Genomic DNA, 21,908 nt, shown 5'->3' with positions numbered 1-21,908 from the left:
CACCGGTGCTCAATACTTTTGACGGAGTGTTCCTGATGGGTCGCATTGCTGCGCGTACGTCTACCCGTACGTCTTCCCGTATTTTTTCCCGGAATTTGTTGTCTCGCGCCTTGCCGGCGCTCACGGCCGTGGCCGCGCTGACCCTGGCCGCCTGCGGCGGGGGTGGTGACAGCGGATCGGCGACGCAGGGTCCTGCCGGGTCGCCGGGCTCGAGCGGTCCGCTGCTGGTCAACGGCCTGGACCAGGCCTGCAGCGCCGGTGGCCAGTGCAGCGCGGCCACCGCCGCCAGCTATTCCGGCTCCGGCACCGGCATCTGGGGCCGCGCCAACGCGTCCACCGCCGCCCAGGACGTGCAGTATTCGATCTCGGGTGTGGCCGGCAAATCCATCGCGATGATGCTGACCAACCTGACGGGCCAGTCGGTCGCCATGCCGTCGGTGCCGCTGTCGAGCATGGTCGACGCATCGTCGCTGGCACGGCTGTCGCCGCAGGCGCTGACCGCCGAGGCCGACGACGAGGCCTCCCGGCGCGCCATCGGCGATTTCAACCGCACGGGCTGGATCGACGCGATTCAGGCATCGCAGCCGATGCTGCGTTCGATGAGCGCGCCGCCGGTACAGCAATCGACGGCAGGGCTGGGCGTGGGCGCCACGAAGACCTGGTATCACACCGATGCCACCATGCGGCTGGCCACGCTGCAGCAGCAGGTGACCGCCACCGACGGGACCATCGTCAACCTCTGGGTTGAAAACTCGCAGTTCGGTGTCGGCGCCAACCAGATCAGCTTGACCACGGTTGGCACGCTGGCGACGGCCTTCGCCGGGACCGGCCAGATCTACGACATGCTGAAAGACATTGGGGGGCCGGTCTGGGGTCCGAACAGCTACGGCACGCAGGTCGTGCCGGCTACCGGCCAGCCCATCGACATCGTCATCCTGAACTTCAATAACGACGGCAAGCCGTACGGCAGCGTGGCCTATTTCTGGGGCCTGCACAACCTGTCGAAGACCACGGATCCGCGCAGCAACGAGTCGATCTCGCTCTACCTGGACAGCGAGACGCTGGCGCTGGGCGGCAGCGCCGGCATGCAGGCGATGAAGCTGACCATGGCGCATGAAGGCACGCACATGCAGAACTTCTACCGTCGCGGCATCATGATGGGCCCGTCGTACGTGTATGCCGACTGGCTCGAGGAAATGACGGCGATGCAGATGGAGGACTTCCTGAGCCACAGCATCGACCCGACCTTCAATGCCATCAGCAATGTGCGCTTCCCGGACTTCTATCGCTACAGCAGCTACAACTGCAACATCCTGCAGTTCACGGGCTTTGGCACGCCGTGCGAGAGCTATTCGGTGTCCGGCAGCTTTGGTGGCTTCCTGGATCGCCAGCTTGGCCTCGCGTTCTACAAGGACCTGCTGACCCGCCAGACGGCGGATTCGAAGACGGCACTGAACCAGGCGATCGTCGCGGCGCAGGCGGGCTCCAGCTTCGAGCAGCAGTTGCTGCGCTGGAAGGTGACGACCAGCAGCGGCATGCCGGCGGCCAAGTCACCGACTGGCTATGGCTATCCGGCACGCACCGATGGCACGTACGTGTTGCCGGAGATCGATCCGTCGGCATCGGTGTATGCGTCGCTGCGCAAGCTGCCGGTGGTGCTGCCTTCGTTGCTGGAAGCGTATGGCACGTTCCCGGTCGCTCGCAGCGCGACCAACGGCGTGTACAGCGACAAGGTACGCGTCCCGGCCGGCGCGACGCTGTCCGTGGTGGTGTACTGACCGTCTGACGTTCCCGCGCGAGCGGGAACGCCTTGCGGAGTCTTCCTCCATTGCATGGCCCGCCGCCCGGCGGGCCGTGTCCCGGTACTACAGCGGTATGCCGGGAAACGCTTCCCCGAAGGTCTGCACGACGCCGGTCAGTTCGGCCTCGTAGCCGGGCAGGGCATCCACCCGCTCCCGGAAATTCCTGCTATTCATGGCCGAGACGGCGCCCACCAGTGCCGGGCTCTCCAGCATCTTCTTCTCGATCGCGAAGAAATACCGTTCCTTCAGCACGGGCACGAATTCGAGCCCGAACCGTCGCGCCGCGGTTTCCACGCCGAAGCCGACATCCGCCATCCCGCTGCCGATGTAGGCGGCCACTGCGGCATGGGTGAACTCGCCATTGCTGAAACCCTCGATCCGGTTGGGATCGATCCCCCGCCGCGCCAGCATGAGATCCAGCAGCAGCCGCGTGCCGGAGCCAACCTGCCGGTTCACGAATCGCACGTCGGATCGCACCAGGTCGTCCAGCGAATGCACACCCAATGGGTTCCCGGGCCGCACGAACAGGCCTTGGGAGCGCACCGCCAGATGGATCAGGCAATGGGTTTCCGGCCGCAGCCAGGCGGTAAAGCGCCGCAACGTTTCCTGCTCGAACTCGCCGATCGGCACGTGGAAGCCCGCCACGTCGCAAGCACCCTCGGCCAGCGCCGCCACGGCCTCCAGGCTGCCGCAGTACTTGAGGTCGTGCCGCACCTTGTGCTCGTCGAGGAAGTCCCGCAGCGCGGCCACCGCAAATCCATGGCTGGCGTGGATGCGCACCGCGGGGTCGGATTCCGCCATCAGCTTCTTCAGCTCGATTTCCAGCTCGGACGCCAGGCTGTCCAGCGTCGGCGACAGGCGCGCCGCAATCCGCTTGCTGGCCCAGACCAGCTGCTGCGCCAATGGCGTCAGCGTGGACCCGCGCCCACGGGTCTTGGCGATCAGCGCGCCGCCGAACAGGGTTTCGGCGTCGCGCAAGATGCCCCAGGCGTAGCGATATGACAACGCCACGGCCTCGGCCGACTGCGCGATGTTGCCGGTGGCCTCGATATGGCCCAGCAGGGCGACCAGACGCGATACATCGAGGCCCGGCGCGGGCGTCGGGGCGGTGTCGTCACGGATCTGGAGATGGGGAAGAATCGAGATGCGTAGCATATGCGAAAAATAGCATATTGAATGGGCCAAATCACCCGCCTATAGTCGCACAAACAGGCCAAAGAGCCCGCTGCAACGCCCCCGAATATGAAAAAAAAAGCCTATATCGTGTCAGCAGCCGACACGTACGGCTAGCGGGTTGGCGGGTCAGCATGGGCTCGCCGGACCACGACGATATAAGCACGGAGACACCATGCCAGACATCGCCACCCCCGCTGCGCCGGCTGACGGCGACGCCATCGCACGCATCGTTGCCGCACGGCGCGACATGCCCGGCGCATTGCTGCCGATTCTGCACGACATCCAGGACAGCCAGGGATTCATCCCGGCCGAGGCGGTGCCGGTCATTGCCAAGGCTCTGAACCTGTCGCGCGCCGAGGTGCACGGCGTCATCACCTTCTATCACCACTTCCGAGACCAACCGGCCGGCCGTCACGTCGTGCAGGTCTGCCGCGCCGAGGCGTGCCAGTCCGTCGGCGCCGACGCGCTGGCCGCGCATGCCAGCAAGGCGCTGGGTTGCGAATTCCACGAGACCACGGCCGACGGCCAGTTCACGCTGGAGCCGGTCTACTGCCTGGGCCAGTGCGCGTGCGGCCCCGCCGTGATGATTGGCGACCGGCTCCACGCCCGCGTCGACGCCCGGCGCTTCGACGCCTTGACCGGCGCGCTGCGCGAACCGGCGGTACAGCCCGCGCAATCCGTGGAGACCCAGGCATGAGCACCACGATCTTCGTTCCCCGCGATTCCACCGCGCTGGCGCTTGGCGCCGACGACGTCGCGCACGCCATCGCCCAGGAGGCCGCCAAACGCGGCGCCGATGTCCGCATCGTCCGCAATGGCTCGCGCGGCATGTTCTGGCTCGAGCCACTGGTTGAAGTGCAGACCGATGCCGGCCGTGTCGCCTACGGCCCGGTGACGGCGGAGGATGTGGGCGCGCTGTTCGACGCCGGGTTTCTCGCCGGTGGCACGCACGCGCTGGCGCATGGCCCCACCGGTGAGATTCCGTTCCTGAAGAAGCAAGAGCGACTGACTTTCGCGCGCGTCGGCATCACCGATCCGCTGTCGCTGGACGACTACATCGCGCACGAAGGCTATGCCGGCCTGACACGCGCGCTGTCGATGGCCCCCGCGCAGATCGTGCAGGAGGTCACCGACTCCGGCCTGCGGGGACGTGGCGGTGCGGCGTTTCCCACGGGCATCAAGTGGAAGACCGTGCTGGGCGCGGCCTCCGACATCAAGTACATCGTTTGCAACGCCGATGAGGGCGACTCCGGCACGTTCTCCGACCGCATGGTCATGGAGGACGATCCGTTCATGCTGATCGAGGGCATGACGATTGCTGGGCTGGCCGTCGGCGCCGAGCAGGGCTACATCTACACGCGCTCCGAATATCCGCACGCGATTGCCGCCACCGAGGCTGCCATCGAGATCGCGACCCGGGCCGGCTGGCTCGGCGACAACATCCGTGGCAGCGGCCGGCGCTTCCGGCTGGAAGTGCGCAAGGGCGCCGGCGCCTACGTCTGCGGCGAAGAAACCGCGCTGCTCGAAAGCCTGGAGGGCAAGCGCGGCGTGGTGCGTGCCAAGCCGCCGCTGCCGGCGCTGGAAGGGCTGTTCGGCAAGCCGACCGTCATCAACAACGTGATTTCGCTGGCCACGGTGCCGGTGATCCTGGCGCGCGGCGCCACGTTCTATCGCGACTTCGGCATGGGCCGCTCGCGCGGTACGCTGCCGTTCCAGCTTGCCGGCAACATCCTGCATGGCGGTCTGGTGGAGAAGGCGTTCGGCATCACGCTGCGTGAACTACTGATCGACTTCGGCGGCGGCACGCGCAGCGGCCGCGCGATCCGCGCCGTGCAGGTGGGTGGCCCGCTGGGTGCCTACCTGCCCGAATCGCGCTTCGATACGCCGCTGGACTACGAGGCCTACGCCGCATTTGGCGCGGTCGTGGGTCACGGCGGCATCGTGGTGTTCGACGAAACCGTCGACATGGCGAAGATGGCGCGCTACGCGATGGAGTTCTGCGCGATCGAGTCGTGCGGCAAGTGCACGCCGTGCCGGATCGGCTCCACGCGAGGCGTGGAGGTGATCGACCGCATCATCGCGGGCGAGGCGCCGGTGAAGCACGTGGCGCTGGTTCGCGATCTCTGCGACACCATGCTCAACGGATCGCTCTGCGCGATGGGTGGCATGACGCCCTATCCGGTGCTGTCCGCGCTGAACGAGTTTCCAGAGGATTTCGGCCTGGCCGCCAAGCCGGCCCGGGCCGCCTGAGCTCGCTCCGGTCCATGACAACGACGTGCCCCTCAGGGGCACGCACCCTACAGATCTAGAAACGGGAGACATCCCTTGAACGCTCGCGACGATTTCGACTACGGTACCCCGCCCAGCGAATCCGAAACGCTGATCACGCTGGAGATCGACGGTGTGCCCGTCACCGTGCCGGCCGGCACCTCGGTCATGCGCGCCGCCGCCGAGGCCGGCGTGGGCGTGCCCAAGCTGTGCGCCACGGATTCGCTGAAGTCTTTCGGTTCGTGCCGGCTGTGCCTCGTGGAGATCGAAGGCCGCCGCGGCTATCCAGCCTCGTGCACGACGCCGGCGGAAGCGGGCATGAAGGTGAAGACGCAGAGCGACAAGCTCGGCGACCTGCGCCGTGGCGTGATGGAACTCTACATCTCCGACCACCCGCTCGATTGCCTGACCTGTCCGACCAATGGCAACTGCGAGCTGCAGGACATGGCCGGCGTGGTGGGTCTGCGCGAGGTGCGCTACAACGACGGCGCCGCGCCGATCGCCACGCATACGCAGCTGGCGAAGGACGAGTCGAACCCGTATTTCACGTATGACGCGTCCAAGTGCATTGTCTGCAACCGCTGCGTCCGCGCGTGCGAGGAGACGCAAGGCACGTTCGCGCTGACGATCAGCGGCCGCGGCTTCGACTCCCGTGTGGCGGCCGGCACCAGCCAGTCGTTCATGGAATCCGATTGCGTGTCGTGCGGCGCCTGCGTGCAGGCCTGCCCGACGGCCACGCTGACGGAAACCTCGGTCATCAAGCTGGGGCAGGCATCGCACAGCACGGTCACCACCTGCGCCTATTGCGGCGTGGGCTGCTCGTTCAAGGCCGAGATGAAGGGCAACGAGGTCGTGCGCATGGTGCCGTACAAGGACGGCCAGGCCAACGAAGGCCACGCCTGCGTGAAGGGCCGCTTCGCCTGGGGCTATGCCACGCACCAGGACCGCATCCTCAAGCCGATGATCCGCGCGAAGATCACCGATCCGTGGCGCGAGGTGTCGTGGGAGGAAGCGATCGGCTACGCGGCGTCGCAGTTCAAGCGCATCCAGGCCGAGCATGGCAAGGATTCGATCGGCGGCATCGTGTCGTCGCGCTGCACGAATGAAGAAGGCTACCTGGTGCAGAAGCTGGTGCGGGCGGCGTTCGGCAATAACAACGTCGATACCTGCGCGCGCGTCTGCCACTCGCCGACCGGCTACGGACTCAAGACCACGCTCGGCGAATCGGCTGGCACGCAGACCTTCCGCTCGGTGGCCAAGGCCGATGTGATCATGGTCATCGGCGCCAACCCGACCGATGGCCACCCGGTGTTCGCCTCGCGCATGAAGAAGCGCCTGCGCGCCGGGGCAAAGCTGATCGTCGCCGATCCGCGCCGCATCGACCTGGTCGATTCCCCGCATATCCGCGCCGACTACCACCTGCAACTGCGCCCGGGCACCAATGTCGCGCTGGTGACGTCGATGGCGCACGTGATCGTCACCGAAGGCCTGCTGGCCGAGGCGTTCATCGCCGAGCGTTGCGAAGACCGCGCGTTCCAGCAATGGCGCGATTTCGTCGCACTGCCAGAGAACTCGCCGGAGGCGATGGAGTCGGTGACCGGCGTGCCGGCGGACCAGCTCCGCGGCGCGGCCCGCCTGTATGCCACTGGTGGCAACGCGGCAATCTACTACGGCCTCGGCGTGACGGAGCACGCGCAAGGCTCGACGACCGTGATGGGCATCGCCAACCTGGCAATGGCCACGGGCAATATCGGTCGCGAAGGCGTCGGCGTGAATCCGCTGCGCGGCCAGAACAACGTGCAGGGCTCCTGCGACATCGGGTCGTTCCCGCACGAGTTGCCGGGCTATCGCCACGTGTCGGACTCCACCGTGCGCGGCGCGTTCGAGGCGGCGTGGAATGTCGAGATCAATCCGGAGCCGGGCCTGCGTATCCCGAACATGTTCGAGGCCGCGCTGACGGGCTCGTTCAAGGGCCTGTACTGCCAGGGCGAGGATATCGTCCAGTCCGACCCCAACACGCAGCATGTGGCGGAGGCGCTCTCGTCGATGGAGTGCATCGTCGTGCAGGACATCTTCCTGAACGAAACCGCCAAGTACGCGCACGTGTTCCTGCCGGGTTCGTCGTTCCTGGAGAAGGATGGCACCTTCACCAACGCGGAGCGCCGTATCTCGCGCGTGCGCAAGGTCATGCCCGCGAAAGGCGGCTATGCCGACTGGGAGGCGACGATCCTGCTGGCCAATGCGCTGGGCTACCCGATGCACTACAACCATCCGTCCGAGATCATGGACGAGATCGCGCGGCTGACGCCGACGTTTGCCGGGGTGAGCTACAAGAAGCTGGACGAACTGGGCAGCATCCAGTGGCCGTGCAACGCCGATGCGCCGGAAGGTACGCCGACCATGCACGTCGACGCCTTCGTGCGAGGCAAGGGCAAGTTCATCATCACCAAGTACGTGGCGACCACGGAGAAGGTCAACCGCAAGTACCCGCTGATCCTGACCACGGGTCGCATCCTGTCGCAGTACAACGTGGGTGCGCAGACGCGGCGCACGCACAACGTGCACTGGCACGATGAAGACCGGCTGGAAATTCACCCGCACGACGCCGAGGAGCGTGGCATCAAGGATGGCGACTGGGTCGGCGTGCAAAGCCGGGCAGGGGAAACCGTGCTGCGTGCGATCGTCAGCCAGCGCATGCAGCCGGGCGTGGTGTACACGACGTTCCACTTCCCGGAGTCGGGCGCCAACGTCATCACCACCGACAACTCGGACTGGGCGACCAATTGCCCGGAGTACAAGGTGACCGCGGTGCAGGTGATGCCGGTGGCGCAGCCGTCCACGTGGCAACGCGAGTACCAGGCGTTCAACGAGGAACAGCTGGCGCACCTGCGCGCGGCCAGCGAGCCGGCGCAGGCTTCGGCGGAATAAGCGAGCCACGCCATGAAGCGCTGCATTCTGCCGCAGGAGACCGAGCCGTCCGACGAGGCGTTGCCGGCGACGCGCAATACCTTCGCCGTCAACCGCTGGCGGAATGGCGCGGCGATGGCCGAGATCGACCACATCGCCGAGGAAGTCCCGGTGGCGCTGGAGTACAACGGCGTCTCTCATGCGGTGATGCTGGCCACGCCGGCGGACCTGGAAGACTTCGCGCTGGGTTTCAGCCTGAGCGAAGGCATCGTGGCCAGTCCGCGCGACGTGTATGGCATCGATGTGGAGATCCGGCCGAACGGCGTGGCCGTGAAGCTGGAGATCGCGACGGAGGCCTTTGTCGGACTCAAGGCGCGGCGCCGCGCGCTGGCCGGCCGCACCGGATGCGGGCTGTGCGGCACGGAATCGCTTGACGAGGTCATGCGCGTACCGGCCGCGGTGCACAGCGCGGCGTCGTTCGAACCGGCGTTGCTGGATGCCGCCTTTGCACAGTTGCAGGCGCGTCAGGCGCTGCTGCGCGATACCGGCGCCACGCATGCGGCGGGCTGGCTGCGTGCGGACGGCACCGTCGCGCTGGTGCGCGAGGACGTCGGCCGGCACAATGCGCTGGACAAGCTGGCGGGCGCGCTCGCGAACGGTAACGAAGATGTTTCGCGCGGCGCGGTGATCGTGACCAGTCGCGCCAGCTACGAGATGGTCCTGAAGACGGCGACGATCGGTGCGGGCGTGCTGGCAGCAGTGTCGGGCCCGACCGCGCTGGCCGTGCGTCTCGCCGAGTCCGCGGGCGTCACGCTGGCCGGGTTCGTTCGTGCCGGCAGCTTCGTTGCCTACGCCCATTCTCATCGACTGAAGATTTCCTAGAGCCTGGCATGCATATCGAAAACCTGATCAAGATGGCCAACCAGATCGGCGGCTTCTTTGAAGCGATGCCGGACCGGGACGAAGCGCTCGCGGACATCGCCAGCCACCTGAAGCGTTTCTGGGAGCCGCGCATGCGGCGCGCGCTGCTGGCCCACGTGGATGCGCACGGTGGCGAAGGGCTGGATGCGATCGTACTGACGGCCATCGCACGTCACCGCGAGAAGCTTGAGGTCGCGCAACCGGCGGCCGCCTGAATGACGCCCTGAACAGCATCCTGAATGGCACCCCGAATGGCACCTGATTTCGGCCGCGCTATTTCTTGAACCAGTAAAGCACTTGCAGGATCGTCAGCCCGAACAGCGTGGCGACGACGGCGGTGCTCTCCCGCCCCAGTCCGCAGGCGATGCCGATGGCGGCGACGGTCCAGATGCTGGCCGCCGTGGTCAGGCCGCGGATGTCTTCCTCGCTGTTGAGCTTGATGATGGCGCCGGCGCCCAGGAAGCCGATGCCAGATGCCAGTCCTTGCAGCACGCGGCTCATGTCCGGCAGCGGCACGCCTGCCTGCAACGGCACCAGCACGAACAACGCCGACCCCAATGCCACCAGCATGTGCGTGCGCAGGCCGGCGGCCTTGCCGGCCGCCTCGCGCTCGTAGCCGATCATCCCGCCAAGCAATACGGCCAGCGTGAGCCGCAGCAGGATACGGGTCAGCTCCTTGACATCCGGCACGTCGGCAAATTCGGCGCGCAGCGTGCCGTAGACATCTCCCCACAGGCTTTCCATAGCGGCCTCCCGTCCGGCGTCTTTCGATGGTAGGCAAGCTAGCATGCGGCTGCGGCGCTCCGCAGTCGGGCGCCGGCTGACAAGCATCGGGGGAAAGGCGCGCGCAAGCCGCGAGAAAGCGGCAAGAACGATGCCGGAGGTGCGCGGGAAATGTGGCGTGCTCAGCGCAGCCGCAGAGGTTCCAGCAGGGCCGCGTCGTACTGGGTGCGCGTGATGCGGCCCAGTTCCATCATGCGCAGCAGGATGTACGCCTGGCGCTGGCGTGCGCGACGGGGGTTGGCCACGGGATTGTTGGCCGAAGGTGCCTTGGGCAGGCCGGCCAGCATCGCGCATTCGGCCAGCGAGAGCTGCGCCACGGGCTTGCCGAAGTAGGTCTGCGCCGCTTCGCCAAAGCCGTAGGCGCCCTGGCCGAGGTAGATCTTGTTCAGGTAGAGCTCGAGGATCTCGTCCTTGGTCAGCGAGTGCTCGATGCGATAGGCCATCAGCGCCTCATACAGCTTGCGCGTATAGGTTTTCTGGCGCGAAAAGAAGAAGTTGCGAGCCACCTGCATGGTGATGGTGGAGGCGCCCTGCGACAGGTCGTCGGAGAGATTGGCGATGCCGGCGCGCATCACGCCCACGTAGTCGACGCCATCGTGCAGGTAGAAACGGTCGTCCTCGATGGCGACCACGGCCTCGGACAGCGCCGGTGGGAACTGTCTGAGCTGGATGTAGTCGGGCGTATCGCGGAACGCAGTGAGCGCATCGAGCGACGGCAATTGCCGGCTGGCCATGACAACTGCAAGGGTGGCCAGCAACGCGCCGCCGATGACGGCGAGCAGGACGAGCTTGACGAAGGCGGACCAGAGACGTTGCATGGCACGTATTGTGCCATTGCCACGGACGCCGCCATCGGAAAACGCCTAGGCGGTCGTCTCAAAACGATCCTGGCGTCGTTGCGCGGCCTGGCCGTACCATTTGTACTGTCTGCGGCCGCGCGCCTAGCCAGGACCGCTGCGCTTCATTTTGAAACAACCTCTATTCCGTCGGCACCGCCACCCCCAGCGATAACGCCAGCGTTTCCAGATTTCGCCAGATGTTCGGGTTGATTTCCAGATGCGTGGCGGCCGCAGCCCGGTTGGCTGCTTCGTATTCGCCGGGATACTGCACCTGGTCGAAGCCGGGCGCGGTGGGTGTGTCATGCAGGTAGTTGATGAACGCTTCCACCTCGCCACGCTCCCAGTTCAGCCCGAGGTCGAACTGCGGGTTCAGCAGTACGGCGAAGAGGTTGTTGGTGGCCACACCGGCCCGCGGATTCTCCGGCTGGATCGTGCCGCCACCGGACAGCACACCGGCCAGCAATTCCGCCACCACGCCCAGCGCGTACCCCTTGTGCGCACCGAACGGCAACAGTGACCCGGGCCGCTCGCCGAACATGACCGAGGCATCGGTCGTCGGGTTGCCATCGGCGTCGATGATGCTGTGCTCGGGCGCCGGCTCGCCTTTTTCGGCCAGCACGCGCGCCTTGTTGATGGCGATCGCGCTGGTGGCAATGTCCACCACCAGGGGCGGCCGACCATTTGGCATGGGGCCCGCAAAGCAGAGAGGGTTGGTGGTCAGCCTTGCCACACGACCGCCGTACGGCGCCACCACGGGCGGGCGGTTGATGACATTGGTGAAACTGAGCAATACGAAGCCGGCTGCGGCGACCATCTCGCCGTAGTGGCCCATGCGGCCAAGGTGGTGAGACTTGCGCAGCGTCACGATGCAATGCCCATGCTGCCGCACGCGCTCGATGGCCCGCGCCATGACGACCTTGCCCACGTGCTGGCCAAAGCCGCCATTGCCGTCGAAGACCATCAGCGTGTCCTTGTCCAGCACGCAGTCCGCGCGGCCATCGGGGTTGACGCTGCCGCCATCGATGGCGCGGCGGTAGTTCGGCAGGATCGACAGCCCGTGGCTGATGTAGCCGCAGCGGTCGGATTCGACCAAGTGCTCGGCCACATCATCGGCAATGTCAGCAGGGACAGCCTGCGCGGTGAGGATATCGCGCGCGAAGCGTTGTGCGGAGTCGAGGGTGATTTTCATAAGGGGGCGGCGTAGTTGGTTGTGGTCAGACCCAGCCCAGCCAGCGCCAGTAGGTGGTGGCGAACACCAGCATCAGCACGTAGCCGATGATCGTGACCGGGATGCCGATGCGGGCGAACTGTCGTCCGTTGAACGTGTCAGTGCCCAGGCAGACCATGTTCTGTGGCGCGTTGATCGGCAGGATGAAGCCGAAGCTGACCGTGTAGCCGAGCAGCATGGTCATGCCGACCTTGTTCATGTCCCCGGGCAGCGTCTGCAGCACGGAGATCAGGATGGGCAGCAGAGCGGCGGTCAGCGCCGTCGCACTGGCAAAGCCCAGGTGAATCAGGATCAGGAACGCGGCAAGCACCGCGAAGACCATCAGCGTGCCGTGGTCGGCCAGGCCGGAATGCGTCACCACGAACTTGCCGAGCCACTGGCCGGCCTGCGTGGTCAGCAGCGCGGTCCCCAGGCTGATCCCCACGCCGAACACGATCAGCGTGCCCCAGGGCGTGCGTTGCTGCATGGTCTTCCAGTCCATCACGCCGATACGCGGCAGCATCAGGATGACCAGCCCCACGAAGGTGATGCTCGCCGTGTCGAACTGGTGCAGCTTGCCCTCGGTGGCCCAGAACAGCAGCAGGCCGATGGCGACGGCGGCCAGGCGCTTCTGCGGGGCGGTCATGGGACCGAGCGCCGCCAGTTCGCGTTGCACCGCTTCCTTGCCGCCGACGATGGCATCGGTTTCGGGCGGAAGCAGCCAGCGCACCAGGAAGTACAGCACAGCCGACATCACGATGGCCCAGGGCGCACCGGCGATGAGCCATTGCAGCCATGTCACGCGGTCCCCGAGCAGCTTGTCCATGAACCCGATGGTCAGCAGGTTTTGCGCGGCGGCTGTCTGGATGCCGACGTTCCATACACTGGTCGCCTGCGCCACCATGATCATGATGCCGGCCGCGATGTTCGACTTCTTGTCCACGCCGAACGCCGCGATCACGCCCATCATGATCGGCACCGTGCAGGCGCTGCGCGCCGTGGCGCTTGGCACAACCAGGCTCAGCAGGATCGTGACGGCGATCGTGCCGATCAGGATGCGCCGCGTGCTGGTGCCGATGGCGGACAACGTGACCAGTGCGATGCGGCGGTCAAGCCCCGTCACGGTCATCGCGGCCGAGATGAACAGCGCCGCGGCCACCAGCGCGAGCGCCGTGTTGGAGAACCCGGCCAGCGCCATGCCGAGCGCCTTTGACGTGCCATATTGCGTGGCGGGATCGTTGACCGTTGGCGAGAAGCCGACCAACGCGGCCATCAGCGAAGTGATCATGATCGCGCTGGTCTCGTAGGTCACGGCCTCGGTGATCCAGACCACCACGGCGAAGGCCAGGATGGCGAGCATGCGGTGCCCGGCCACGGGAAGGTCGGCGGGGGTAGGAATCAGCAGAACACCGATCAGTGCGGCGATGGCCAGAAACAGGCCCCAGTGCAGGGCGACCTTGGGAGCAAGGGGCTTGGTCGCCGCGGTGGATGGAAGGGCGGCGGGAGATGTGTGCGAATCAGGCATCATGGAATCCCTGGGTGGATAGATCCTGCCGGACGCGTTGCCATGCGCGGGTGCTGCGTTCGGCATGCGCTTCATTATGTGAAGCGCGATGAAGCGTGCCAAGGTGGCCACTGCCGTGCGAATGCCCCAGATCAAGACTCTGCGAAGTTAGTGGGAAACTCACGAGTGAGATAGCGCAAAGGCTCGCGGTCCCCGGCAGGCAAGTGACGCCCGCGCGCTCGCACGATCTGAAATAATTGGTATCGATGTTGAAGGTTTTTAGTTTGCGGTACGCCGCATCGCCGTCGTGGCCTGCGCGCCACTTGCGGCAATCTGCCGGCCACGACTGTCGGCCAGCGCGTCGCACCGCACCGACCACCACATTAGCCCCAACGTACAACGCATGGTGTCCACGAACCTGTCATCCGGGACGCCATCCACGAGAAAACGACATGATCCAGACCTGGTGTGCGTGGCTGGCCCACGCGCTGATTCCCTTGCGAGCGATGTCGCCCGGTAGCGCATCGTCCATCCGCCCGTGCCTGCCGCTGGAGACCATCAGCAATGCGCGCGATCTTGGCGGTCTGGTGGGCGTATCCAACCGCCGCGTGCGCCATGGCCGGCTGTTCCGCAGCGGCAACCCCGCGCTGGCGAGCGCGGCCGATCTCGACCGCCTGCATGCGCTGGGGCTCGACATGGTGATCGACTTCCGCTCGCCGGGCGAGAAATCACCCGCGGAGTCGGCGTTCGGAGAGCGTTTCCACTGGGTGTCCGTGCCCGTGCTGGAAGGCAGCATGGCGATGGACGTGCTGATGCCGCGCCTGCGGGAAAGCACGCCGGCGCAGATGCATGCGTTCATGCTTGACGTGTACCGCGACTTTCCGGTGCGATACCGGGATGCATTCGGCGGGTTCCTGCGCAACGCGGAGGCGGGCAAGACGCTCTACTACCACTGCACGGCCGGCAAGGACCGCACGGGCTTCGCATCGGTGCTGCTGCTGTCCGCGCTGGGCGTGTCGCAGGACGACATCGTTGCCAACTACCTCGAGTCCAACCACTGGAATCGTCGATTCAACGACGACGTGCTGGCACGGGTGGGCCCGATCGGCGTGCGACCGGAGGCGATCTTGCCGTTGCTGGAGGTCCGGCCCGAGTACCTGGAGGCGTCGATGTCGTCGATCAGTCAGACATACGGCAGCGTGGAGCGATTCCTGGCCGACGGCTTGCAGGTCGACGTCGATCGACTACGCGCGCACTACCTCGAGGACTGAGCCGCGGCCTGGACGGGCGTCCGGCCCGTGCGTCGACGCGTCAAGAGTCAGGAATAGGGTCCGGGTCGGGCTCAGGGGCAGGGTCCGAGTCTCCCGCATTCGCGCAGGATGCGTGCCGTGGACAGCGCGATCATGCCTTCCTCGTCGGTCGGTAAGACCAGCACCGGTACGCCGCTGGCATCCTGGCTGACACGCTGGCAGTTTTCATTGTTCGCCGCGTCATCGAGCGCAACGCCGAACAGGCCGGTCAGATGGGCGCAGATACGCGCGCGGACCTCTGGCGAATTGGCGCCGATGCCGGCGGTGAACACCAGCGCATCGAGTCCGCCCAACGTGACGGCGAGCTTGCCGATCTCCTGTGCGGCGCGGAAGGCATAGAAGTCCACTGCCAGCTTCGCGCGCTGATCGTTGCTGGCCAGCAGTGCCCGCATGTCGCTACTGACGCCGGAGATGCCCTTGAGGCCGGACTGGCCATAGAGCATGTTCTGGATCGCATCGGCATCCATACCCTGTGCGGCCAGCCACAGGATCGCACCGGGGTCGACCGATCCGCACCGCGTGCCCATCGGCATGCCGTCGAGCGCGGTGAGCCCCATGGTCGAATCCACGCTCTTGCCGGCGCGCATCGCACACAGGCTCGCCCCATTGCCCAGATGCGCCACGACAACGCGGCCTTCCAGCAGATCGGGCGCCACCTGGTGCAGCCGGCGCGCAATGTATGCGTACGACAGCCCGTGAAAGCCATAACGGCGCACGCCGCGTTCGTAATATTCGTAGGGCAGTGCCATCAGCTGGGCCAGCGGATCGTGACCCGCGTGAAACGCCGTGTCGAAGCAGGCCACCTGCAGCAGTTCCGGCACTGCCGCGCGCACCGCACGGATCGCCGTGAGGTTGTGCGGCTGATGCAGCGGGGCCAGTGGCACCAGCGCCTCCAGCTTCGCGATCACCTCGTCGTCGATACGCACCGCATCGGCAAAATCCGCACCGCCGTGGACCACGCGATGGCCGATCGCCACCGGTGGCGTGTCACGCAAGCCCACGCTCAGCGTCAGGCGGATCAGACGGAATGCAGCGTCATGGTCAGAGATCTGTTCCACGGGAAAGCGCTCGTCGGCCACGACCCGTCCATCGGCCATGCGCGCCATCAGCCGTGGTGCCACGCCGATGCCTTCGATCTGGCCGTGCGCGGCCAGTGTGGGCTGGATGTCGACGTTGTCGTGCGCGGAGTCCGGCACGGCATAGACGGAGACCTTCACGCTGGACGAGCCGGCGTTGACGACGAGGATGACGCGATTTGCGGGGTGTGGGGTACTCACGCTGACGATGCTCCTGTCGAATGGGGATTGCAGGTTCAGGCCTTGACCGCGGCGTCGCCCGCGGTACGGCGCGCATGCGCGAGCAGGACCGCGATGGCGCAGCTGCCGATGCGAGCGCGCACGCTGTCGGCACGGCTCGTCAGGATGATCGGCACGCGCGCGCCCAGCACGATGCCGGCCGACTCCGCGCCCGCGAGGAAGGTCAGTTGCTTGGCCAGCATGTTGCCCGCTTCCAGGTCGGGAACCAGCAGGATGTCGGGGTCGCCGGCGACTTCGGAGCGGATGCCCTTGGTGTCCGCCGCCGCCTTGCTGATGGCGTTGTCGAATGCCAGTGGACCATCGAGGATGCCGCCCTCGATCTGGCCGCGCAGGCTCATCATGCAGAGCGCGGCGGCGTCGATGGTCGACGGGATCTTGTCGGTGACCGTTTCCACTGCGGAAAGGATCGCCACCTTGGGCCGTTCGACGCCAAGCACGCGCACGAGGTCAATCGCATTGCGGACGATGTCCGCCTTTTCGTTCAGCGTGGGGAAGATGTTGACCGCGGCGTCGGTGATGAACAGTGGCTTGTGGTAGTTCGGCACGTCCATCGCGAATACATGCGAGAGGCGCCGGCCGGTGCGCAGGCCACTGGACCCGCTGGCTACCGCGTGCAGCAGCTCGTCGCTGTGCAGACTACCCTTCATGAGCAGTTCGGCCTCGCCGTTCCGCACGGCCTCCACGGCGCGCAACGCGGCGGCATGACTGTGCGGGGCGTCTATGATGGGTGTGTCGCCCAGCGGCAGCCCGTGTTCCTGCGCGATCTGCCGGATGCGGACCTCGGGCCCGATCAGCAGCGGCGCGATCAGGCCAAGCCGGGCCGCTTCCAGCGCGCCGTCGAGCGACGAATAATCGCAAGGGTGCGCCACGGCGGTGGGAATCGGCGGCAGGCCCTCGCAGCGGGCCAGCAGCCTGGCGTACTTGTCGGTGGACGATGGTGTGAGCATTGGCAGCGTTCCCTGGAACCGAAAACCTTCTGAAGGGCAGGCATCCTGAGGGCCACGGATGCTGCATTGCGCAAACGTCTGGGGCAAGTATAGGCCAATGTACAGCGCGCGGCGATGACACGTGAACGTCATGTCTGGCACAGAAACTGCAATATTCAATATTCCTTTCCGTCGGTTGTCAGTGCCGGCGGAGGCTGATAGATTTTATGTGTTGCGTTGCAGCAGGCAACCGCTCCGCTGCGACTATCTGACGAGTCTGACCTCTCGGAGGGGAGAACCGGAATGAACGCACGCCAACCCGTGACCGGCATCCAGCCGGCCGACCAAGCCTCGCCCGCCACACCCGAATCCACCCCCATGCCGCCATCTCCACTTGCGCTGCCGCAGGCAGCCTGGGAATACGGCGTGGATTCCTGGCAGCGCGCGATCCTTTTCCTCGACATCCTGCGGCGCCGCGGCAACGAGTCCGCCGAACATGAGCGCGGCGGCATGCCACCCGTGCTGGTCTTCGACTACGAAGTGCTGATCGATGGCCGCAACCTGCCCAAGCCCGTCAACTACGCGCTGCTGCGCATCGTCCCGCCCGAGGCGCACCCGACGGACCCGGAGAAACGTCCGTTCGTCGTCATGGACCCGCGCGCGGGCCACGGACCCGGCATCGGCGGCTTCAAGGCGGACAGCGAGATCGGCAATGCCATCCGCAGCGGGCACCCGTGCTACTTCATCACGTTCTATCGCGATCCCTGCCCGGAACAGACCATCGAGGATGTGGCCCGCACGGAAGGAAATTTCCTGCGCGCGGTGGCCGAGCGACATCCCGATGCACCGGGCAAGCCATTCGTCGTGGGCAACTGTCAGGCGGGCTGGGCCTTGCTGATGCTGGCGGCCGCGGCGCCCGACGTGACCGGGCCGATCCTGCTGGCCGGCGCCCCGGTGGCGTACTGGTCTGGCGTACGCGGACGCAACCCGATGCGCTACAGCGGCGGATTGCTCGGTGGCTCATGGCTGGCTTCGCTGACCGCGGACCTGGGCAACGGACGATTCGACGGCGCCTGGCTCGTGCAGAACTTCGAGAGCCTCAACCCCGCGAATTCGCTGTGGGAAAAGCTCTACAACGTCTACGCCAGGGCCGATACCGAGGGGCCGCGCTTCCTCGAATTCGAGCGCTGGTGGGGCGGACATTTCCTGATGAACCGCGCGGAGATCGACTGGATCGTCCAGAACCTCTTCGTCGGCAATCACCTGGCCGCGGGCGATGTGCACAGCGCCGATGGCAAGACCGTGATCGACTTGCGCAACCTGCGCTCGCCGGTGATCGTGTTTGCATCATGGGGAGACAACATCACGCCGCCGCAACAGGCGTTGAACTGGATTCCGGACTTGTACGAGAGCGTCGACGACATCGTGGCCAACGAGCAGACGATCGTCTACTGCCTGCACCCGTCGATTGGTCACCTCGGCATCTTTGTCTCGGCCAGCGTGGCCAACCGCGAACACACGGAACTCTTCTGCGCGCTGGACCTGATCGACGTGCTGCCGCCCGGCCTGTACGAAGCGAAGATCGAGGACGTGGCGCCGGGTACCTCGCACCTGGATCTGATCGAGGGCCGCTATCTCGTGCGCTTCGAGCGACGGACGATCGACGACATTCTGGCGCTCGATGACGGACGCGACGACGAGAAGCCGTTCGAGGTCGTGCGCCGCGTGGCCGAGATCAACCAGCACCTGTACGACACGTTCGCCTCGCCGCTGGTGCGGGCGGCCTCCACCGAGGCCTCCGCGCAGGCCATGCGCGAGATGCATCCTGCGCGGCTGGAGCGGACGCTGGCCAGCGACGTCAATCCGTGGATGGCGTGGATCGGCGCCATGGCACCGGCCGTGCGCGACGCGCGCCAGCCGGTCGATGACGACAACCCGTTCCTGGCGATGGAGCGCGCCATGTCCGACCATATCGTGCGCTCGCTGAACCAGTACCGCGACGTGCGGGACGCCTGGCAGGAACGATTTTTCGAGTCGCTCTACGCCACGCCCTGGATGGCGGCGATGCTGGGCATGGAGGCCGCGACCGGGCGTGCGGAATCTCCCGCCGTCACCGCGCTGCGCAAGGAAGTGGCCGACCTGCGCCGGCGCGAGGCGCAGGCGCAAATCGGCGAGGGCACTTCGCTCGACGCGTTCCTGAGAATCCTCGCGTATGTCACGCAAAACCGGTCCGCCATCGAGGAACGTCCGTTCAACCTGCTGCGCAAGCTGGCGCGCGAAAATCCCCCGGACAAGCGCGTCAGCCTGGCTGATTTCAAGAACGCCGTCCGCCGCCAGAGCTATGTGGTGACCCTAGACCCCGAAGCGGCCTTGCAGTCGCTGCCGCAGCTGGTGCCTGACATGAAGGAGCGCCGCCGCATCATGGTGCTGGCACACCGCGTGCTGACCGTGCGCGGCCCGCTGGAGACCGACTGGCTCGCGCGCTACCGCGAGGTGGCCGACGTGCTGGGCACCGACCACAACCGCGCCGCACGTGGCGAGGAAGACGAAGCCTGACTCCAGATTTCCGCCATCGAGGAGGAGCATCCCATGGTACAGGTACCCAACCCGCCGCTCGCCGGCGCCCGTGTGCTGGTGGTCGGCGTGGCCAATGCGGAATCCATTGCGTGGGGTTGCGCGCGCGCGTTCCGCGAACTGGGCGCCGATCTGGCGTTGACCTACCTCAACGACAAGGCGCTGCCTCATGTGGCGCCGCTCGCCGAACAGGTTGGTGCGCCAATTCTGATGCCGCTGAACGTCGAGGACGATGCGCAGATGGACGCGCTGTTCGCGCGTATCGCGGAGGAATGGGGGCGTCTCGATGCCGTCGTGCATTCGGTGGCATTCGCGCCCAAGGCGGACCTGCAAGGCGGCCTGCTGAATTCGTCGCCGGACGGCTTCGCGCGCGCAATGGATGTGTCGTGCCATTCGTTCATCCGCATGGCGCGCCGTGCGGTGCCGCTGATGTCGGATGGCGGCACGCTGTTTGCGATGAGCTATGACGGCGCCAACCGCGTGGTGCCCAACTACAACCTGATGGGGCCCGTGAAGGCGGCGCTGGAAGCGAGTTGCCGCTACCTGGCGCACGAACTCGGCCCGCAAGGGATTCGCGTGCACGCGATCTCGCCGGGGCCGCTGAAGACGCGCGCGGCATCGGGTCTCAAGGACTTCGACCACCTGTTGGCGGAGGCCGCCGGCCGCGCGCCACTGGGCGAGTTGGTCGACATCATGGACGTCGGCTTTGCCACGGCCTACCTGGCTACCCCGTACGCACGCCGGCTATCGGGCAATACGGTGTACGTGGATGGTGGCGTGCACATCATGGCTTAGGAGGCTGTTTCAGAAAGATCCTGGCGTCGTTGCCGGGTCTTGCCACACTCGCTGGCCGTACCACTTGTACTGTCTGCGGCCGCGCGTCTAGCCAGGACCGCTTCGCTTCATTTTGAAACAGCCTCCAGAACTGAAATGCATCATTGCCGCGATGCACACCGCAACGCGGCCTACAATATTCGCATGGCCGGCGCGGCGACGCATGGTGCGCCACGGCAACTTCCGGCCGCATCCAGGAGAGGCTGCAATGCAGGTACTGATCCGCGGGCTGCATCGTGATGTGACCGAGGAAATGCTGCGGGACAAGCTGAAAGACTACGCACCGGTGAATTCCGTGGAGATCGTGCGGGAGGGTGACCCCGATCATCCGTGGGCGTGGGTGGATCTGGCGATCGACCCGTTCACCGCGTGGCGCCTGCTGCGTCAGTTCGACAAGCAGTACTTCGCTGGCAGCGTCATGCGCTGGTATATCCCGGCACACCAGAGTTAGCGGCGCCGTCAGGCTGGCGGCAATTCGCATTACCATAGCCGTTCTTCCGACTCTTCCTCATTCGCTCATGCTTGAACTCGAAGGCGCCATCTGGTTTCGCGCCGGTGCCCAGGACTGGGGCGGCAAGGATCGCATTGCATTGCTGGCCGCCATTGGCGAGCACGGATCGATTACTGCGGCGGCGCGCGCGGTCGGCATCAGCTACAAGGCCGCCTGGGATGCCATCGACGCGATGAACAACAGTGCCGGGGAGCCGCTGGTCTTGCGCGCGGCGGGCGGCAAGGGCGGCGGCGGTACGCGCCTGACCGACCGGGCCGAACGGCTGATCCGCACCTATCGCGCGATGGCGGAGGAGCACCAGCGCTTCGTCGCATGGCTCGGCAAGGTGGGCAGTACGCTGTCCGATGCGGATGCCGACGATATTCACCTGATGAAACGATTCATGATCCAGACCAGTGCGCGCAACAAGTTGTTCGGCCGGGTGGAGTCCGTGCGTGGCGGCGCGGTCAATGACGAGATCACGCTGGCGCTGCCCGGTGGCCAGCGCATCGTCTCCACGATCACGCATGAGAGTGTCGAGACGTTGGGCCTGGTGGCCGGCGCCGAGGCTTTCGCGCTCGTCAAGGCCTCGTCCGTGATGATCGGCCTGCCGGATCCCGGCGTGCGGCTTTCCGCGCGCAACCAGTTGCCGGGCGTGGTGTCGCGTGTGGTTCCCGGGGCTGTCAATGCGGAAGTCGTGCTGGACCTCGATGGCGGTGGCACCGTGGCGGCCATCATCACAAACACGGCGCTGACCGACCTCGGGCTGGCCGAAGGCATGCAGGCGCTGGCCATCTTCAAGGCCTCGAGCGTGATCCTGGGAACGATGGCCTGAGGACCGTGGCTCGCCGGAGCCGCGTGTAGAATGACCGGACTTCGGGCGCCTTGCGGGCGCCCGTTTCCTTTGTGCGCCCAGCATGGGCGCACTCTTGTGGGTGCAAGTCCCACCGTAAGTTGATCACCGCGAACGAAGCGAAGCGCAACTGCGAAAGGGTGACCGATCGTGGGGAGGAAGCGTGGAGCGAAGCTGCGAGCCGAGGGACACGAACCG

At 66.1% G+C, this 21,908-nt stretch carries 18 protein-coding genes; 11 read left to right on the top strand and 7 right to left on the bottom strand.

Annotation, left to right across the window (positions count from 1 at the left end; translation table 11 throughout):
• The first annotated feature begins 35 nt into the window (after positions 1-35).
• Complete coding sequence (locus AC1DOX_RS27880) at positions 36-1,778, top strand: M30 family zinc metallopeptidase (protein ID WP_441623429.1); 1,743 nt, start codon at positions 36-38, stop codon at positions 1,776-1,778.
• 87 nt (positions 1,779-1,865) lie between these two features.
• Here the strand turns inward: AC1DOX_RS27880 and AC1DOX_RS27875 are convergent, their stop codons facing one another.
• Positions 1,866-2,957 (bottom strand): substrate-binding domain-containing protein, encoded by a 1,092-nt coding sequence (locus AC1DOX_RS27875; protein WP_441623427.1) that lies wholly within the window; start codon positions 2,955-2,957, stop codon positions 1,866-1,868.
• 193 nt (positions 2,958-3,150) lie between these two features.
• On the opposite strand from AC1DOX_RS27875, the gene AC1DOX_RS27870 reads away from it, so the two are divergent.
• From AC1DOX_RS27870 to AC1DOX_RS27850, 5 genes are all read left to right on the top strand, one after another.
• Positions 3,151-3,675, top strand: a complete 525-nt coding sequence (locus AC1DOX_RS27870; RefSeq protein ID WP_441623425.1) for a formate dehydrogenase subunit gamma — start codon at positions 3,151-3,153, stop codon at positions 3,673-3,675.
• Positions 3,672-5,228, top strand: coding sequence for a formate dehydrogenase beta subunit (locus AC1DOX_RS27865; protein WP_441623423.1), 1,557 nt, complete (start codon positions 3,672-3,674; stop codon positions 5,226-5,228). Before AC1DOX_RS27870 ends, AC1DOX_RS27865 begins: the two co-directional genes overlap by 4 nt.
• A 75-nt stretch (positions 5,229-5,303) precedes the next feature.
• Entirely contained in the window at positions 5,304-8,174 is a 2,871-nt protein-coding gene (fdhF, locus tag AC1DOX_RS27860) for a formate dehydrogenase subunit alpha (protein ID WP_441623421.1), read from the top strand.
• A gap of 12 nt (positions 8,175-8,186) precedes the next feature.
• The gene (gene fdhD, locus AC1DOX_RS27855) at positions 8,187-9,035 is read left to right on the top strand and encodes a formate dehydrogenase accessory sulfurtransferase FdhD (protein ID WP_441623419.1); all 849 of its coding nucleotides are present in this window, start codon (positions 8,187-8,189) and stop codon (positions 9,033-9,035) included.
• Positions 9,036-9,043: 8 nt separating this feature from the next.
• A complete protein-coding gene (locus AC1DOX_RS27850; RefSeq protein WP_441623416.1) occupies positions 9,044-9,289 on the top strand; it encodes a formate dehydrogenase subunit delta in 246 nt (81 codons plus the stop codon).
• A gap of 58 nt (positions 9,290-9,347) precedes the next feature.
• On the opposite strand, the gene AC1DOX_RS27845 is transcribed toward AC1DOX_RS27850, so the two are convergent.
• The 4 genes from AC1DOX_RS27845 to AC1DOX_RS27830 form a co-directional block, all read right to left on the bottom strand.
• Positions 9,348-9,818, bottom strand: coding sequence for an MgtC/SapB family protein (locus AC1DOX_RS27845; protein WP_441623412.1), 471 nt, complete (start codon positions 9,816-9,818; stop codon positions 9,348-9,350).
• 161 nt (positions 9,819-9,979) lie between these two features.
• Positions 9,980-10,675 (bottom strand): transglycosylase domain-containing protein, encoded by a 696-nt coding sequence (locus tag AC1DOX_RS27840; protein ID WP_441623410.1) that lies wholly within the window; start codon positions 10,673-10,675, stop codon positions 9,980-9,982.
• Positions 10,676-10,835: 160 nt separating this feature from the next.
• Entirely contained in the window at positions 10,836-11,885 is a 1,050-nt protein-coding gene (locus AC1DOX_RS27835; RefSeq protein WP_441623408.1) for an Ldh family oxidoreductase, read from the bottom strand.
• 25 nt (positions 11,886-11,910) lie between these two features.
• Complete coding sequence (locus AC1DOX_RS27830; protein ID WP_092136694.1) at positions 11,911-13,428, bottom strand: DASS family sodium-coupled anion symporter; 1,518 nt, start codon at positions 13,426-13,428, stop codon at positions 11,911-11,913.
• A gap of 485 nt (positions 13,429-13,913) precedes the next feature.
• On the opposite strand from AC1DOX_RS27830, the gene AC1DOX_RS27825 reads away from it, so the two are divergent.
• Positions 13,914-14,678, top strand: coding sequence for a tyrosine-protein phosphatase (locus tag AC1DOX_RS27825; RefSeq protein ID WP_441623471.1), 765 nt, complete (start codon positions 13,914-13,916; stop codon positions 14,676-14,678).
• A gap of 71 nt (positions 14,679-14,749) precedes the next feature.
• Here the strand turns inward: AC1DOX_RS27825 and AC1DOX_RS27820 are convergent, their stop codons facing one another.
• The gene (locus AC1DOX_RS27820) at positions 14,750-15,994 is read right to left on the bottom strand and encodes an acetate/propionate family kinase (protein WP_441623406.1); all 1,245 of its coding nucleotides are present in this window, start codon (positions 15,992-15,994) and stop codon (positions 14,750-14,752) included.
• Between the two features lie 35 nt (positions 15,995-16,029).
• A complete protein-coding gene (locus AC1DOX_RS27815; RefSeq protein ID WP_441623404.1) occupies positions 16,030-16,980 on the bottom strand; it encodes a phosphate acetyltransferase in 951 nt (316 codons plus the stop codon).
• Between the two features lie 282 nt (positions 16,981-17,262).
• Between AC1DOX_RS27815 and AC1DOX_RS27810 the strand changes: the two genes are divergently transcribed.
• From AC1DOX_RS27810 to AC1DOX_RS27795, 4 genes are all read left to right on the top strand, one after another.
• On the top strand, positions 17,263-19,515 hold the full coding sequence (locus AC1DOX_RS27810; protein WP_441623402.1) for a DUF3141 domain-containing protein: 2,253 nt from the start codon (positions 17,263-17,265) through the stop codon (positions 19,513-19,515).
• Positions 19,516-19,548: 33 nt separating this feature from the next.
• Positions 19,549-20,328: an enoyl-ACP reductase FabI gene (gene fabI / locus AC1DOX_RS27805; RefSeq protein ID WP_441623400.1), complete on the top strand. Its 780-nt coding sequence runs from the start codon at positions 19,549-19,551 to the stop codon at positions 20,326-20,328.
• A gap of 247 nt (positions 20,329-20,575) precedes the next feature.
• Positions 20,576-20,818 carry an RNA recognition motif domain-containing protein gene (locus AC1DOX_RS27800; protein ID WP_092136211.1) on the top strand — a complete coding sequence of 81 codons (243 nt, stop codon included), beginning with the start codon at positions 20,576-20,578 and terminating at the stop codon, positions 20,816-20,818.
• Between the two features lie 67 nt (positions 20,819-20,885).
• A complete protein-coding gene (locus AC1DOX_RS27795; protein WP_441623398.1) occupies positions 20,886-21,692 on the top strand; it encodes a TOBE domain-containing protein in 807 nt (268 codons plus the stop codon).
• The last annotated feature ends 216 nt before the right edge of the window (positions 21,693-21,908 follow it).

Source organism: Cupriavidus sp. 01L415 (assembly GCF_056400065.1).
The sequence above is the reverse complement of the archived record's forward strand: the minus strand, read 5'-3'. Positions and strand labels throughout refer to the sequence as shown.

Coding starts and splice junctions, on each gene's coding strand:
- AC1DOX_RS27880 (WP_441623429.1), top strand. CDS start 36: ATGGGTCGCATTGCTGCGCGTACGTCTACCCGTACGTCTTCCCGTATT.
- AC1DOX_RS27875 (WP_441623427.1), bottom strand. CDS start 2,957: ATGCTACGCATCTCGATTCTTCCCCATCTCCAGATCCGTGACGACACC.
- AC1DOX_RS27870 (WP_441623425.1), top strand. CDS start 3,151: ATGCCAGACATCGCCACCCCCGCTGCGCCGGCTGACGGCGACGCCATC.
- AC1DOX_RS27865 (WP_441623423.1), top strand. CDS start 3,672: ATGAGCACCACGATCTTCGTTCCCCGCGATTCCACCGCGCTGGCGCTT.
- fdhD (WP_441623419.1), top strand. CDS start 8,187: ATGAAGCGCTGCATTCTGCCGCAGGAGACCGAGCCGTCCGACGAGGCG.
- AC1DOX_RS27850 (WP_441623416.1), top strand. CDS start 9,044: ATGCATATCGAAAACCTGATCAAGATGGCCAACCAGATCGGCGGCTTC.
- AC1DOX_RS27845 (WP_441623412.1), bottom strand. CDS start 9,818: ATGGAAAGCCTGTGGGGAGATGTCTACGGCACGCTGCGCGCCGAATTT.
- AC1DOX_RS27840 (WP_441623410.1), bottom strand. CDS start 10,675: ATGCAACGTCTCTGGTCCGCCTTCGTCAAGCTCGTCCTGCTCGCCGTC.
- AC1DOX_RS27835 (WP_441623408.1), bottom strand. CDS start 11,885: ATGAAAATCACCCTCGACTCCGCACAACGCTTCGCGCGCGATATCCTC.
- AC1DOX_RS27830 (WP_092136694.1), bottom strand. CDS start 13,428: ATGCCTGATTCGCACACATCTCCCGCCGCCCTTCCATCCACCGCGGCG.
- AC1DOX_RS27825 (WP_441623471.1), top strand. CDS start 13,914: ATGTCGCCCGGTAGCGCATCGTCCATCCGCCCGTGCCTGCCGCTGGAG.
- AC1DOX_RS27815 (WP_441623404.1), bottom strand. CDS start 16,980: ATGCTCACACCATCGTCCACCGACAAGTACGCCAGGCTGCTGGCCCGC.
- AC1DOX_RS27810 (WP_441623402.1), top strand. CDS start 17,263: ATGAACGCACGCCAACCCGTGACCGGCATCCAGCCGGCCGACCAAGCC.
- fabI (WP_441623400.1), top strand. CDS start 19,549: ATGGTACAGGTACCCAACCCGCCGCTCGCCGGCGCCCGTGTGCTGGTG.
- AC1DOX_RS27800 (WP_092136211.1), top strand. CDS start 20,576: ATGCAGGTACTGATCCGCGGGCTGCATCGTGATGTGACCGAGGAAATG.
- AC1DOX_RS27795 (WP_441623398.1), top strand. CDS start 20,886: ATGCTTGAACTCGAAGGCGCCATCTGGTTTCGCGCCGGTGCCCAGGAC.